Source organism: Streptomyces litmocidini (genome assembly GCF_014649755.1).
GTDB lineage: Bacteria > Actinomycetota > Actinomycetes > Streptomycetales > Streptomycetaceae > Streptomyces > Streptomyces litmocidini.
The window spans coordinates 1-13,093 of sequence record NZ_BMTQ01000017.1 but is presented as its reverse complement, the minus strand read 5'-3'; the positions used below and the strand labels follow the sequence as shown (position 1 = coordinate 13,093).

General features: G+C 74.8%; 14 protein-coding genes and 5 tRNA genes. 8 read left to right on the top strand and 11 right to left on the bottom strand.

The window, feature by feature from the left end; genetic code table 11:
• Window positions 1-40: 40 nt before the first annotated feature.
• Together IE180_RS28965 and IE180_RS28960 are read right to left on the bottom strand one after the other, a co-directional pair.
• Window positions 41-1,354: a hypothetical protein gene (locus IE180_RS28965; RefSeq protein ID WP_190159916.1), complete on the bottom strand. Its 1,314-nt coding sequence runs from the start codon at window positions 1,352-1,354 to the stop codon at window positions 41-43.
• Entirely contained in the window at window positions 1,354-1,920 is a 567-nt protein-coding gene (locus IE180_RS28960; RefSeq protein ID WP_190159915.1) for a DUF4365 domain-containing protein, read from the bottom strand. The genes IE180_RS28965 and IE180_RS28960 overlap by 1 nt, the downstream gene beginning before the upstream one ends.
• 121 nt (window positions 1,921-2,041) lie before the next feature.
• Between IE180_RS28960 and IE180_RS28955 the strand changes: the two genes are divergently transcribed.
• Window positions 2,042-2,770 carry a 3'-5' exonuclease gene (locus IE180_RS28955; RefSeq protein WP_190159914.1) on the top strand — a complete coding sequence of 243 codons (729 nt, stop codon included), beginning with the start codon at window positions 2,042-2,044 and terminating at the stop codon, window positions 2,768-2,770.
• Between the two features lie 55 nt (window positions 2,771-2,825).
• Here IE180_RS28955 and IE180_RS28950 read toward each other — a convergent pair.
• Window positions 2,826-2,897, bottom strand: a tRNA-Val gene (locus IE180_RS28950).
• A 39-nt stretch (window positions 2,898-2,936) separates the two neighbouring features.
• Window positions 2,937-3,383 carry an SRPBCC family protein gene (locus IE180_RS28945; protein WP_190159913.1) on the bottom strand — a complete coding sequence of 149 codons (447 nt, stop codon included), beginning with the start codon at window positions 3,381-3,383 and terminating at the stop codon, window positions 2,937-2,939.
• 83 nt (window positions 3,384-3,466) lie between these two features.
• Between IE180_RS28945 and IE180_RS28940 the strand changes: the two genes are divergently transcribed.
• A complete protein-coding gene (locus IE180_RS28940) occupies window positions 3,467-6,154 on the top strand; it encodes an SCO7613 C-terminal domain-containing membrane protein (RefSeq protein ID WP_190159912.1) in 2,688 nt (895 codons plus the stop codon).
• A gap of 50 nt (window positions 6,155-6,204) precedes the next feature.
• Here the strand turns inward: IE180_RS28940 and IE180_RS28935 are convergent.
• Both IE180_RS28935 and IE180_RS28930 read right to left on the bottom strand, forming a co-directional pair.
• Window positions 6,205-6,279: transfer RNA gene (locus tag IE180_RS28935), tRNA-Val, on the bottom strand.
• A 54-nt stretch (window positions 6,280-6,333) separates the two neighbouring features.
• On the bottom strand, window positions 6,334-6,756 hold the full coding sequence (locus IE180_RS28930) for a TIGR02611 family protein (protein ID WP_190159911.1): 423 nt from the start codon (window positions 6,754-6,756) through the stop codon (window positions 6,334-6,336).
• Between the two features lie 190 nt (window positions 6,757-6,946).
• On the opposite strand from IE180_RS28930, the gene IE180_RS28925 reads away from it, so the two are divergent.
• On the top strand, window positions 6,947-7,360 hold the full coding sequence (locus tag IE180_RS28925) for an SsgA family sporulation/cell division regulator (RefSeq protein ID WP_015032345.1): 414 nt from the start codon (window positions 6,947-6,949) through the stop codon (window positions 7,358-7,360).
• A 191-nt stretch (window positions 7,361-7,551) separates the two neighbouring features.
• Window positions 7,552-8,109 (top strand): CGNR zinc finger domain-containing protein, encoded by a 558-nt coding sequence (locus IE180_RS28920; RefSeq protein ID WP_190159910.1) that lies wholly within the window; start codon window positions 7,552-7,554, stop codon window positions 8,107-8,109.
• A gap of 40 nt (window positions 8,110-8,149) precedes the next feature.
• Here the strand turns inward: IE180_RS28920 and IE180_RS28915 are convergent, their stop codons facing one another.
• The gene (locus IE180_RS28915; protein WP_190159909.1) at window positions 8,150-8,314 is read right to left on the bottom strand and encodes a hypothetical protein; all 165 of its coding nucleotides are present in this window, start codon (window positions 8,312-8,314) and stop codon (window positions 8,150-8,152) included.
• A 122-nt stretch (window positions 8,315-8,436) separates the two neighbouring features.
• Window positions 8,437-8,850, bottom strand: coding sequence for a hypothetical protein (locus IE180_RS28910; RefSeq protein ID WP_190159908.1), 414 nt, complete (start codon window positions 8,848-8,850; stop codon window positions 8,437-8,439).
• 167 nt (window positions 8,851-9,017) lie between these two features.
• On the opposite strand from IE180_RS28910, the gene IE180_RS28905 reads away from it, so the two are divergent.
• The gene (locus IE180_RS28905) at window positions 9,018-9,533 is read left to right on the top strand and encodes a DsbA family protein (protein WP_190159907.1); all 516 of its coding nucleotides are present in this window, start codon (window positions 9,018-9,020) and stop codon (window positions 9,531-9,533) included.
• A 158-nt stretch (window positions 9,534-9,691) separates the two neighbouring features.
• Here IE180_RS28905 and IE180_RS28900 read toward each other — a convergent pair whose 3' ends face one another.
• Genes IE180_RS28900 through IE180_RS28890 form a run of 3 tightly spaced genes read right to left on the bottom strand, consistent with a single transcriptional unit; the run spans window position 9,692 to window position 12,468 of the window.
• On the bottom strand, window positions 9,692-10,531 hold the full coding sequence (locus tag IE180_RS28900) for a GNAT family N-acetyltransferase (RefSeq protein ID WP_190159906.1): 840 nt from the start codon (window positions 10,529-10,531) through the stop codon (window positions 9,692-9,694).
• Between the two features lie 42 nt (window positions 10,532-10,573).
• Window positions 10,574-11,404, bottom strand: a complete 831-nt coding sequence (locus IE180_RS28895) for an aminotransferase class IV (RefSeq protein ID WP_190159905.1) — start codon at window positions 11,402-11,404, stop codon at window positions 10,574-10,576.
• Window positions 11,401-12,468 (bottom strand): chorismate-binding protein, encoded by a 1,068-nt coding sequence (locus IE180_RS28890; RefSeq protein ID WP_190159904.1) that lies wholly within the window; start codon window positions 12,466-12,468, stop codon window positions 11,401-11,403. The genes IE180_RS28895 and IE180_RS28890 overlap by 4 nt, the downstream gene beginning before the upstream one ends.
• A 276-nt stretch (window positions 12,469-12,744) precedes the next feature.
• Here IE180_RS28890 and IE180_RS28885 point away from each other — a divergent pair.
• From IE180_RS28885 to IE180_RS28875, 3 genes are all read left to right on the top strand, one after another.
• Window positions 12,745-12,817 (top strand) — tRNA-Gly (locus tag IE180_RS28885).
• A gap of 39 nt (window positions 12,818-12,856) precedes the next feature.
• A tRNA-Cys gene (locus IE180_RS28880) sits at window positions 12,857-12,930 on the top strand.
• Between the two features lies 1 nt (window position 12,931).
• Window positions 12,932-13,003, top strand: a tRNA-Val gene (locus IE180_RS28875).
• The last annotated feature ends 90 nt before the right edge of the window (window positions 13,004-13,093 follow it).

Sequence of the window (13,093 nt, the reverse complement as noted above, 5' to 3'; positions counted from 1 at the left end):
CCCGGCCCGTCCCGTTCCGGCCCCGGTCGGGACCCCGCCCTCACTCCCCGTCCGGCCCGCACGCCTCCTCGAAGAGGTCGAGGTGCTCGTGCAGGCCCTTCAGCAGCCGGTCCCGCTCCGTCTCGTCGACCTGGACGGGGACGACCCCGGTGGCGTCGGTGAGGCGGCGGAAGCCGCCCCGGCTCTCCAGTCGGCCCGCGACCCGGATCGGGAGACCGACGAGGTGGGCGTGGCCGGCCGTGCGGTACGCCTCCTCGTCGAGGGCGACCCGGACGTGCGGCACCTCCGCGCCGCCGAGCACCCGCAGCCGCACGATCCCCTCGCCGCGCGGCCCGGAGCGGCGCATGCGGACGACGACGCCGGTGAGCCGGACCGGCACGGACGGCTCGTCGGTCAGATAGCGGGCGCTCGCCTCCCGCAGGGCGGGCAGGTCGCCAGGCGAGAACTCGACCGGTTCGGGCCGGACCGCGCACCCCTCGGGCGCGCCGGCGGCCGGCGCCCACTCCAGGGCGACGCGGGCGCCCTCGGTGCCGCGGACGAGCGCGACGAGGGCCTCGGTGAGCTCGCGGCTGACGCCCGCCTCGACGGCGGCGTCGAAGGCCTCCATGCCGCCGGTGGCCCGCTGGTAGTCGGTGGCCTCGCGGGCCGCGTGGAGCGCGTGGTAGAGCCGGACGGCGATCGGGCGGCCCGGTTCGACCGGCAGGAAGGCGGTGAGGCCTCGGCCGCCGGGCGCCGCGCCGACGACGACGGTCTCCAGGGAGGCTCGGGCGGCCCGGCGGTGGCGTGCGCCGTGGTAGCCGGCCCGACCGCGCACGGCGAGGGCGCCGGCGAGGAGGAGCTGCCGGGCGGCGGACCTGAGCTGCTCCTGCACGGGCCAGGGGACGGTGCCGGCCGGGCCCGGGGGCACGTCGCGCCACCAGCGGATCTCGTCGCTGGGCACGGAGAGGCCGGTGAGGACCTCGCGGGCGGAGGGCGTGGCGCTGCGGGCGAGGGCGGTGAGCGCCTCGCCGAGCAGGTCCTCGCAGTCCGGGAAGGCGCGGCTCTCCGGGACGAGGAGGCTGGTGCCCGTACCGCTGCCGGGCGGGGTCCAGCGGCTGTAGCGGCCCGCGGCACCGCCGCGCCGCCGCCAGCCGTGCCGGGCGAGCAGCGCGCCGAGGACGCGCGGGTCGACCCTGCCCGGGTCGGGCGCGCCCTGGGTGTCGGCCCAGGGTCCGACGGGCGGGGCGGGGACGCCGGTCCAGGGTCCGGGGATCTCGCCGGGTGCCGGGTGGGGCCGGCAGGGCGGGGGGACGGGGCCGCGCCCGGCCCCGTCCCCCTCGTCCCCGGATCCGGGTTCGTCGATCGGTCGGTGCATCAAGGTCTCCCTCCCACGCCGACCCGGGTCATGATCTCGCAGAGCGCCCGGTCGTCGAAGATCCGCGTCGTCGGGATGCGCACGGTGGTCCGGCGCCGTCCCGTGACCGGGTGCCCGGCCAGGTTGATCCAGTAGCAGCAGTGCCGCAGGTCGAGCCGGTCGTGGCTCGCCCTCAGCCAGTCGTCCTGCGACCTCGGGACGAGCATCACGACCAGGATCTTGTGCACGGACACCGGTGTCCGTGCGAGTTTCACCAGGTGGTCGTTGTCGAGGGTGAACGAGAACGTGCTGCCCGGCGGGCGCGGCGGTATCTGATAGGTGCACTTGAGCTGCACCTTGATGGTCACTTCGTCGTCGACGGTGTGCCCGGGAGCGCTGTGGCTCACGTGCCAGTCGATGCCGTTGTCCGGAAAGGGCTGGGACAGCGAGCAGCCGGCCGCGGCGGCGACGGCGTGCAGGTATCCCACCTGAAGGGTCTCCATGCAGGCGGTGGTGGCGAGTGAGCCGCGCGTCGGTGCCACCCGCTGGGGCGGCAGCCCTCCCGACTCGGGCTGGGCGAGCGCCATGTCGTCTTCCTTCCCCGTCCCTTGTGTTGTGACCGGTCCGCGTACGACGCAAACAGTCCGGGTATCACCGTTTCGGGGCAGGGGGTTGGCCACCTGCCGCACGTGCGCAGGGAGTTCGGGGATGTCGATGCACTGGTACGAAGGGCCCCTGGCCGCTTTCGACACGGAGACCACGGGAGTTGACGTCGAGGAGGACCGGATCGTCTCGGCCGCCCTCGTCGTCCAGGACACGGAGGGGGCGCGTCCGCGGGTGACGCGCTGGCTGGTCAACCCCGGCATACCGGTGCCGGAGGGGGCGACGGCCGTCCACGGCCTGACGGACGATCACCTCCAGCGGTACGGCCGGTGGCCGGCGCCGGTGATGGAGGAGGTGGCGCGCGCGCTGGCCGAGCAGTCGGCGGCGGGCCGGCCGCTGGTGGTGATGAACGCGCCGTTCGACCTGACGATCCTGGACCGCGAGCTGCGCCGGCACCGGGCGTCGACGCTGGGCGACTACACGGCGGGAAGCCCCCTGTGCGTGCTCGATCCGCGGGTCCTGGACAAGCACCTGGACCGCTACCGGAAGGGCCGCAGGACACTGACGGACCTGTGCGCGCACTACGAGGTCGAGCTGTCGGGCGCGCACGACGCGGCGGCGGACGCGACGGCGGCGATGGACGTCGTACGGGCGGTGGCGCGGCGCTTCTCGTCCCGTCTCGAACGGCTGACGCCGACGGAGCTCCACACGCTCCAGGCGGTGTGGCACGCGGCGCAGGCGCGGGGGCTCCAGGCCTGGTTCACCCGGCAGGGCACCCCGGAGACGGTGGACCCGGCGTGGCCGCTGCGGCCGGAACTGCGCACGGCGGCGTGACGGGGCCGGGAATGCGGAAGGCCGGTCCGTCTTTCGACGGACCGGCCTCTCCCGGTGGGCGATACTGGGATCGAACCAGTGACCCCTTCGGTGTGAACGAAGTGCTCTCCCGCTGAGCTAATCGCCCGGGAACGGGTTGAACCATACAGGCCCGTGCGCCCTTCGTTCAAACCGCGCGGAGCAGGGCGGCGAGTCCGCGCCGTCCGCCGCGCATCATCAGGGCGTGGTTGGCGCGGAAGACCGGCCGTCCCGGGACGGCGAGGACCCGCAGGAGGCGGGCGCGGACCTCCACCTCCTGCTCGTACAGGGCGTGGGTGCCGGCCCCGTCCGCCGTGAGCGTCCAGCGCGACCAGCCCTCCAGGTCCCCGCCGAGGCCGATCTCCAGGACGCCGGCGGCCGGGTCGCGGCGCAGGGCCCGGACGGTGACGACGAGGTCGTACGGGAGGAGGGAGCGGAAGCGGACCGTGCCGGTGGTGTCGTCGAGGGGGGCGACCTCGCGGACCTGGGGCCACCAGCGGGGGTAGTCCCCGGCGCGTTCGAGGACCGCGTAGACGGCGTCGGGCGGGGCGTCGAGCCGCCAGACGCAGCGGAAGCGGTACCGGTACCGGTCCATGCCCCCAGTGTGGACGTACTCAGGCGGGAATCTGAGTACCGGGACGCATCCCCGTCGCCCGTGCCGGGAACCACACTCCGGGTATGGACAACTCCCTGCCGCCCGCGGACGAGCTGGTGCTCGTCGACCGCGAGCTGGCACAACTCGACGCGCGCCGGTCCCAGTTGCTGGCCCGCCGCGCCTGGCTGGTCCAGGTGCTGTACCCGCCGGTCCCGGCGACCCCGTTCCGTCCGCGACCGCCGGTCGCGGACTCGACGCCCCGCAGCGCGCAGAACGTGCTGCTGACGCTCGGCGGCACGCTGCTGACGATCGCGGCGGTCGCCTTCACCCTGGTGAGCTGGGGCTCCATGGGGATCGGCGCCCGTGCGTCGGTGCTGGCCGCGGTGACGGGCGCGGCGCTCGCGGCGCCGGTGGCGCTGCTGCGCAGGGGCCTGGTGTCGACGGCCGAGTCGGTGGCGGCGCTGGGGCTCGCCCTGATGGTGCTCGACGCGTACGCGCTGCACCGGGTGGCGCCGGCGGAGACGGACGGCCCGGGGTACGCAGCTGTGGCGTCGGCGGTCCTCGCGGCCGCGTGGGCGGCGTACGGCTCGGCGCTGTCCCGGCTGCGGATCCCGCTGCCGGCCGCCGTGGTCGCGGCGCAGCTGCCGCTGCCGCTGGGCGTGCTCGCGGCCGGGGGCGGGTCGACGGCCTTCGCCTGGGCGGCCCTCCTGACGGCGACGGCGGACGCGGCGGTCGTGCTGTGGACCCGGCCGGCGTCCGTCCGGATCACGGCGGGCACGGCCGCGGCCGTCCTGGGCGGCTGGGCCCTGCTGACGGGCGGCCGGCTCTCCCTCGTCGCCCCGTGGAGCGGCGCCCCGCTCCTCCTCGCGGGCGCGGTGGCCGTCCTGTACGCGGCCCGGCGCGTCCCCGCCTTCGCGGCGGCGGGCTCGGCGGTCGCGGGCCTGGCGACCCTGGCGGCCGCGGGCGGTCTCCTGCGCGCGGCCCTCCCCACGGACTGGGCGGTACCGGGTTACGTCCTCTGCGCCCTGGCCCTGACCTCGGTGTGGCGCCCGGGCGACGCGCCGACGGGCCCGACGGGCCCGGGGCCCGCCCCGGCGGCCGCGGGCTCCGGCACGGTAGCCCCGGCCGGCACGGGCGTCGGGCCGGTCGCCCCCGCTGGCACGGGTTCCACCCCGGCAGCCCCCGCCGGCGGGAAGTCCGGCGCGGTCGGCTCCGGCGGGCGGGTGCCGCACGGGACACGGGCCGGTCTGGCCGGCGCGGGGGCCGGTGTCATGGTGCTCGGAGTCGTGTGGGCGCTGCCGCCGGTGGTGGCGGGGCTCCTCGGGCCGGTGGCCCGGACGACCGACGTCTGGTCGGGCGAGCACGCCGCGCGTGCCCTCGCCTCCTACCCGGCGACCGCCCTCCTCGTCCTCGCGGCGGCCGTGGCCGCCCTCGCGGCCCTTCCCCGCCTCTGGGCCCGCTGCGGAGCCCTCGCCCTCGCCTGGGCGCTGCTCACGGCCCTGCCGGTCCTCCTCGGCCTGCCGTACGCGGCGACGCTCGCCCTCCAGCTGCTGACCTCGGCGGCGGCCCTGTGGATCGCGGTCCGTCCGGGCCCGCTGACGCGCGGCCTGCCCGTGGCCGCCGCGCCGACGGGGCGCCCGGCTGTTCCCGGAACGGGCGCGCACGGCGCCCGCACCACGCCGGAGGCCGACGGCCCGGCCCCCCGCCGGGAAACCGGACCGGCCGCGCCGCCCCCCGCCGCCGGCGGCCCCGCCCGGTCCGCATGGGCGCCCTCGCCGACCCGGACGAAGGCCCCCGCGGCAGAGCCCGCCTCCGTCCTCGGGTGGACCGCGTACGCCGTCGGGGCCGCGTCCGCCGTGAGCGCGGTGGCGCTCGCCCTGGACGCGCGGGGCGCCACCTTCGCCGTGCTCGGCGCGGTCCTCGCGCTCCTCACGGGCGTCGCGGTGCTCGGCGCGGACGCCCGCCGGGTGGTCTCCGCCGTCGGCGCGGTGCTCGCGGCGACGGGGCTCGTGTGCGCGGTGGCGGCCGCCGGCGGGTTCGAGGACCGGTGGACGGCGCTCGCGCTGCTGCTCGTCCCGGCGGCGACCGCCGCCCTCGGCTCCCGGGCGCCGCGCCCGGTGGCCCTGGCGGTCGAGGTCACGGGCGGGGCCGTGGGGCTGCTCGCCCTCGGGACCGCCGCGCCCCGGCCCGCGTTCCTCGCGCTCGCGCTGGCCCTCGGCGGGGTGATCGCGGCGGCCACGGCCCTGCGGCCCGAGCGGCGGCGGTTCGCCTCGTGGACGGCGGCGGTGCTGTTCCTGCTCGCCACGTGGGTGCGGCTCGCGGTCTGGGACGTGACGGCCCCGGAGGCGTACGCGCTGCCGGTGTCGGTGCCCGCGCTGGTCGTCGGGTACCTGCGGCGGCGCCGGGACCCGGAGGCCTCGTCCTGGGCGGCGTACGGCCCCGGCCTGGCGGTGACGCTGCTGCCGAGCCTGCCGGCGGCCTGGGCGGACCAGGGGTGGGCGCGCCCGCTGGCCCTGGGGGTCGCGGCGCTCGCGGTGACGCTCCTCGGCGCCCGCTTCCGGCTCCAGGCGCTCCTGGTGCTGGGCGGTGGGGTGCTCGCCCTGGACGGGCTGCACGAGCTGACGCCGTACGTGGTGCAGGTGGTGGGCGCGCTGCCGCGCTGGCTGCCGCCGGCCCTGGCGGGGCTGCTGCTGCTCGCGGTGGGTGCCACGTACGAGCAGCGGCTGCGGGACGCCCGGAGGCTGCGGGCGCGGCTCGGGCGGATGCGGTGAGACGCCGAAGGCCCGGAGACGGTGTTCCGTCTCCGGGCCTTCGGGCCGGGTGGTGGGCGATACTGGGATCGAACCAGTGACCCCTTCGGTGTGAACGAAGTGCTCTCCCGCTGAGCTAATCGCCCCGGCGCACCGCAAACATTACCGCATGTCAGCGGTGCTTCCGAACCACCGGAAGGTCACTCGTCGATCTTCCACGGCATGACGAAGCCGAACTTCCAGACGTAGACGCCCAGCAGGACGGCGACGATCACCAGGCCGATGGTGGTGAGGATGATGTTCCGGCGGCGGACCTTGGGGTCGAGCGCTCGCTGTGCGGCCTCCGTGACCTTGCGCTTGGTCCAGCGGAGCACGAGCTGGGCCCAGACGAACTCGGTCGCCCAGATCGCCATGCCGCCGAAGATGACCAGCCAGCCGGGTCCCGGGAGCGGCAGCATCACCACTCCGGCGCCGACCACGGCGAGTCCCACGATGAAGACGCCGACCTGCCAGCTCAGGTGCAGGCCCCGCCGGGACTTGATGAACTCCGGCGCCCGGGATCCCAGTTCGGCTTCCTGGCCGTCCGCGGACTCCCCGGTGCGCTCGTCACTCTCCGCATTCATACCCCCCAACCTACCGGACCGCGAGCCCGTACCGGAATGGCGGTATTACCGCAGGTCACACGCCCCCATACGAGCTACCTGAACACGCACAAAAACGACAGAGGGGTTTACAACGCCACCGGAGGTGGCATGTCGATTTCGCCGACGTGCGAATCCCCGAGCGCACACTGAGCGAAAGGCCCTGGCGCTTATGAACACCACGGTCAGCTGCGAGCTGCACCTGCGCCTCGTTGTGTCGAGCGAGTCCTCACTGCCTGTACCCGCGGGCCTGCGGTATGACACGGCCGATCCGTATGCCGTGCACGCCACCTTCCACACCGGAGCCGAGGAGACGGTCGAGTGGGTCTTCGCCCGCGACCTTCTCGCCGAGGGGCTGCACCGGCCCACCGGCACGGGCGACGTCCGCGTCTGGCCGTCCCGCAGCCACGGTCAGGGAGTCGTCTGCATCGCGTTGAGCTCCCCCGAGGGAGAAGCCCTGCTCGAGGCCCCGGCGAGGGCCCTGGAGTCGTTCCTGAAGAGGACCGACGCCGCCGTGCCACCGGGCACCGAGCACCGGCACTTCGACCTGGATACGGAGCTCTCCCACATCCTGGCCGACAGCTGAGCCAGGCCGAGAGCCGCACGGCGCCGTCCGACTCGGGGAGACGGCGCCGCGCGGACAGTCACATAGGCACGAGATCCGGCGCTCCCACCGCGCAGCCGGCGCGGTGGCGGGCGCCGGTGTCGTCTTCCGGAGCGCGCTAAAGTCAGCGCCATTCCGCGGGCGCCCGCCCGCGGCCGGCCAGGGAGCGAATCGTGCTGATCCCCCACGACACCCGGATCGCCCTCGACACCGTCGTCGATCTGATGAACACCGCGCCCCAGGGCGACCGCGCCGACGAGCTGGCGAGCGTCCCGGAGCTCCACGACTTCCTGCGCGCGCACAAGGTCAGCGGTGTGGGCGAGCTCGGCCCCGGCGACCTGCGCGCCGTGCGCGAGGTGCGCGAGAAGTTCGCGGCGGTCTTCTCCGCCCCCGAGGCCCGGATCGCGGCCCCCCTGATCAACCAGCTGGTGGCGGGCGCGGGCACCACTCCCCAGCTCACCGACCACGACGGCTACGACTGGCACGTGCACTACTTCGCGCCGGGCGCCTCCGTGGCGGACCACCTGGCGGCCGACTGCGGCATGGCCCTGGCGTTCATCGTCGTGGCGGGCGAGCAGGAGCGGCTGCGTCGCTGCGAGGCGCCGGACTGCGGCCGGGCCTTCGTGGACCTCTCGCGCAACCGGTCGCGCCGGTACTGCGACAGCCGCACCTGCGGCAACCGTCTGCACGTGGCCGCCTACCGGGCGCGCCGCAAGGAGGCGGCCGGCTGAGCCCCGCAGGGGAGGGCCGCCGATCGCCCGCTCCGGAGGGTCAGAGGACGAAGAGGTCGTGCACGGCGGCCATCAGCAGCAGACAGCCGATCACCCCGAGGAAGATCATCAGCGGTGGCTGGGAGAGCGCGAACAGGCAGCCGCGCGGCTCTTCGGCGGGGGCGTCGGGGGCGGCGGGTACGGGCTCCCGCGAGGTATCCAGCATCTCGGGGGGATGATGGCGCACCCCGCACCCGGCACATCCCGCAACACGCCCCACCGCGGGGGCAGTTCACCCCTTCCCGTGGTTCACGGAAAGGGGACGGACACCGGAACCGCCAGAAGTGATCAGATTCCGTGCTTCTTCAGAATCGCCTCGATGTCGCTGAAGTCCTCACCGTCGGCCCGGCCCGTTTGCGGCTTCGCCGTCGCGCCCCGGGAGGGCGCCGACGCGGCCGGGGCCACGGCTCTCGGCCCTGCTCCCCCGGCGGTCACCCCACGGCCGGCCCGGCGCCGCTCCACGGCCCGGGTGGACATGAAGAGCAGCAGGGCGACGCCCAGCACGCCGAAGCCGGCCCAGGCCACCGGACTGAAGGCCGTGTCGGCGATCCACTCGACCGCGCCCGTCATCACCAGGCCGAGCGGCACCAGGGCGTAGGCCGCGATCCGGGCGGCGGCCAGGAACCGCTTCCGGTACGCCGAAATCGCGGCGATGCCCAGGCCCGCCGCGGACACCGCGGAACAGATGGTCTCGGCGAGCATGCGGTCCTCCAGATGCCGGGCGGTACGTCCCTTCCATCCTGCACCGCGGGGACGGCCCGCGGCCATGTCCCGGGCCCGGTCTCAGGGAGATCTCCGGGTCGTCCCGGCCGGGTCCCCCTCCCCGGGTGCCGGTGGGTCCCCGGGTGCCGGTGAGGGAGACTGCTGTCATGAACGACTCCACCACCGCACCCGCCTCCCCCGTCGTCCTGGAGGCGTGGTTCGACCTCCAGTGCCCCGACTGCTTCCAGGCCCTCGACGACGTCCGCGCGCTCCGCGAGAAGTACGGCGACCGGCTCGACGTACAGCTGCGCCACTTCCCGCTGGCCAAGCACAAGCACGCGTACGCCGCCGCCCAGGCCGCCGAGGAGGCCGTGGAGCAGGGCAAGGGCTGGCCGTACGCGGAGGCGCTGCTCGCCAGGACCGCCGAGCTCGGCGAGCGGGGCGAGCCCGTCCTCCTGGAGGTGGCGGACGAGCTCGGCCTGGACGCCGAGGAGTTCGACACCGCGCTGATCGACGGCCGGCACCTGCTGACCGTGGACGCCGACGAGGCGGAGGGCAAGGCGATCAAGGTCACCGGCACCCCGACCTACGTGGTCGGCGGCGAGCGCCTGGACGGCGGGCAGAGCCAGGAGGGCCTGCGGGAGCGGATCGAGACGATCGTCGACCGCCTGCTGACCGCCTGACCGCCCCGGCCGCCGGCCGCCGGAATCCCTGATCGTCCGGCCCGGTCGTCGGGTCTCCTGATCGTCCGGCCCGGTCCTCGGGTCCCCCGGCCGTCCGGCCCGGTCGTCGGAGCTCCTGACCGCCTCGGCCGCCTGCCGCCGGAGTTCCCGAGCGCCCGCTAGAGCAGGGGCTTCGCGCTGTTGACGTACGTCGTGCGGTAGCCCAGCGACTCGTAGAGCCGGATCGCCGGGGTGTTGCCCGCGAAGACGTGCAGTCCGAGCAGGTCCTCCCCGGCCTCCCGCGCGACGCGCTCGGCGAGCAGCATGAGCGCCCGGCCGTAGCCGCGTCCGCGCTGCTCCGCGTCGACCACGACGTCGTACACGAAGGCGGCCCGGCGTCCCGGTTCGAGCTCGATCCGGCCGGTCCACAGGAAGCCGGCGGACCGCCCGTCCCGGACGACCACGTGAATCGCGGTGCCGGGGGTGGCGAGGCCCTCCGGGAGGTACTTGCGGTGGCTGTCCTCGGCCTTGGCGCGGGCCCGGTCCTCGGGGACGCCCCGGTCGATCCAGCTCCGCGCGAAGGCCTCCTTGGCCCCCGCCTCCCACGCCACGTACTCGTCCCCGGTCATCGGGCGGACCTCGACGCCCTCCGGCAGCGCGGGCGGCTCGGCGGGCAGTTGCTTGACCATGTTCCGGCTGCGCTCGGCGTATCCGAGCGAGCGGGCCATCCGCAGCGCCGGGCCGGCGTCGGCGGGCACCGACACCAGCACCTCGGCGCAGCCCCAGCCCCGCAGCACCTCCTCGGAGGCGAGCGCGGCGACCGTGCCCCTGCCGCGCCCCCGGTCCGGCTCGTCGATCCGGAGTTCCCCGATCACGCCCGTGGCGGCACCGAAGCCGGGATCGGTCGAAAGGCGCACGGAACCGACACGGCGGCTGTTCACGCACACGTCGTAGGTGCGCGAACGGCCGCCGTCGGGCGTCTGCTGAAGCGGCTCGGTCGGCCGCAGGGTGGTGGTCATCATGGGTGTTCTACCCATCCGCCCGGCGCCCGTCATCCGGATTTATCCGAGCCGCGGATCCCGGTTCCCGGCCGCCCGCTCGTCGAAGGCCCGCATCGCCTTGGCGGTGACGGGGCCGGGCGCGCCCGCGAGCTCGCGGCCGTCGACGCGGTGCACGGCCTGGACGTCGCGCAGGGTCGAGGTCAGGAAGATCTCGTCGGCGCTCTCCAGCACCTCCAGCGGCAGGTCGGTCTCCTCGGCGCCGGTCCACTCCACGGCGAGGGCCCGGGTGATGCCCGCGAGGCAGCCGGAGGAGACGGGCGGGGTGAGGATCCGGCCGTCGACCACGACGAAGACGTTGGAGCCGGTGCCCTCGCAGAGCTGCCCCACGGTGTTGGCGAAGAGCGCCTCGGAGGCCCCCTGCTCGCGCGCCCTGGCCAGGGCGACGACGTTCTCGGCGTACGAGGTGGTCTTGAGACCGGTGAGGGCGCCGCGTTCGTTGCGCGTCCAGGGGACGGTGATCACGGCGGTGGAGTCGGGGCGGCGGCCGGTCTCGCCGAGGGCGACGACCAGGCTCGTCCCGGCGTCGCCGCGCTCCGAGCCGAGCGGGGAGAGTCCGCCGGTGTACGTGATGCGGAGCCGGCCGAGCTCCATGGGGTTGGCCTCCAGGACGGCCGCGCAGGCGCGGCGGACCTCGTCGAGGTCGGGGTCGGGCAGACCGAGGCCGCGGGCGGAGCGGGTGAGCCGCTCCAGGTGGAGCGTGAGAGCAAACGTTTCGCCACGCTCCGCCTTGACCGTCTCGAAGATGCCGTCGCCGACGGTCAGTCCGTGGTCCAGTACGGAGACCCGAGCGGTCTCCGCGTCGTGCAGCCCGCCGTTGACCCAGAGTTTCATCGAGAAGTGGCCTTTCCGCTCGCCTCACAGGCGCCTGACTCGTAGGCGCCCGACGCTATCGCGACCAGCCGGGACGCCTTCAGCTCGGTCTCCTCCCACTCGCGCTCCGGGTCGGAGCCCCAGGTGATCCCGGCGCCCGTGCCGAAGCGGAGCACGCCCTCGGGGCGGTCGATCCAGAAGGTGCGTATGCCCACGGCCAGCTCCGCGGTGCCCGCGTCGGCGTCGACCCAGCCGATGCCCCCGCAGTACGGCCCCCGGGGCGCGGTCTCCAGCGCCTCGATGATCCGCAGCGCGCTGGACTTGGGGGCGCCGGTGACGGAGCCGGGCGGGAAGGTGGCGGCGAGCAGCTCGGGCCAGCCGGCGTCCTCGCGCAGCAGTCCGGTGACCGTGGACACGAGGTGGACGAGGCCGGGGTGCTCCTCGACGGCGCAGAGCTCGGGGACCGCGACGGTGCCGGTCTCGCTGACGCGGCCCAGGTCGTTGCGGACCAGGTCGACGATCATCACGTTCTCCGCGTGGTCCTTGGGCAGGAGGTCGGCGGCGGTGCGGCCGGTCCCCTTGATGGGGCCCGAGGAGATCAGGGCCCCGTCCCTGCGCAGGTACAGCTCGGGGGAGGCGGTGGCGATCTCCACGCCGTGGGCGGGCAGCCGGATCGTTCCGGCGTAGGGGGCGGGGTTGCCCCGGGCCAGGAGCGCGGTGAGGGCGTCGACGTCGGCGCCGGCCGGGTCCGGCAGGGGCGCGGTCAGCACCCGGCAGAGGTTCGCCTGATAGACCTCGCCGCGCGCGATGTGCTCGCGCACGCGCCGTACGCCCGCGGTGTACGCGGCGCGGTCGAGCGAGGACGTCCAGGCACCGGCGGCGGGTCCGCGCCAGGCGCCCGGGACGGGCAGGGGGACCGGGTCGGGCCGGACGTCCCCGAAGCGCGCGCAGGTGAGGCGCCCTTCGAAGTCCGCGCAGACGGCCCAGAAGCCCGCGGAGTCCAGCGCCTCGGGATCATGGGTGACGTCCCGGAGGTCGGTCGCGACGAGGCCGCCGAAGCGGGCCAGGGGAGCAAGGTCGTGCACGCATCGAGTCTAGGTCCGGCGGGGCGGGGGCACGGGGTCGCGTGCGCCGGGGCACACGGGGCGCGCGGGGCGGGGGGCGGGAGACGTGGCCGAGGCGGCTCCCCGCCACCTCGGGGACACGGCGGGTGAACGCCGTGGGAACCCTCCGTGAGGCCCGGCGGGCACGGGGAAGGGCCCGCAGGTCAGCACGCTGCGGAAACGCGTTTTTGTACTGGCCCGGGAATCCGCTAGAGTTCAACACGTCGCCGGGACGCGCAAGCGGAACGGAAACGACAAGCGGACGTGGCTCAGTTGGTAGAGCATCACCTTGCCAAGGTGAGGGTCGCGAGTTCGAATCTCGTCGTCCGCTCGATGTGGGGGATCTTCCCGAACCCCTGTATTCACTCCTGGTGGAGTGGCCGAGAGGCGAGGCAACGGCCTGCAAAGCCGTCTACACGGGTTCAAATCCCGTCTCCACCTCCAAGGACGATTAGCTCAGCGGGAGAGCGCTTCCCTGACACGGAAGAGGTCACTGGTTCAATCCCAGTATCGTCCACTGGACCCTCGGGTCCTGGATCTCCGGATCCCCCGCGCGATTAGCTCAGCGGGAGAGCGCTTCCCTGACACGGAAGAGGTCACTGGTTCA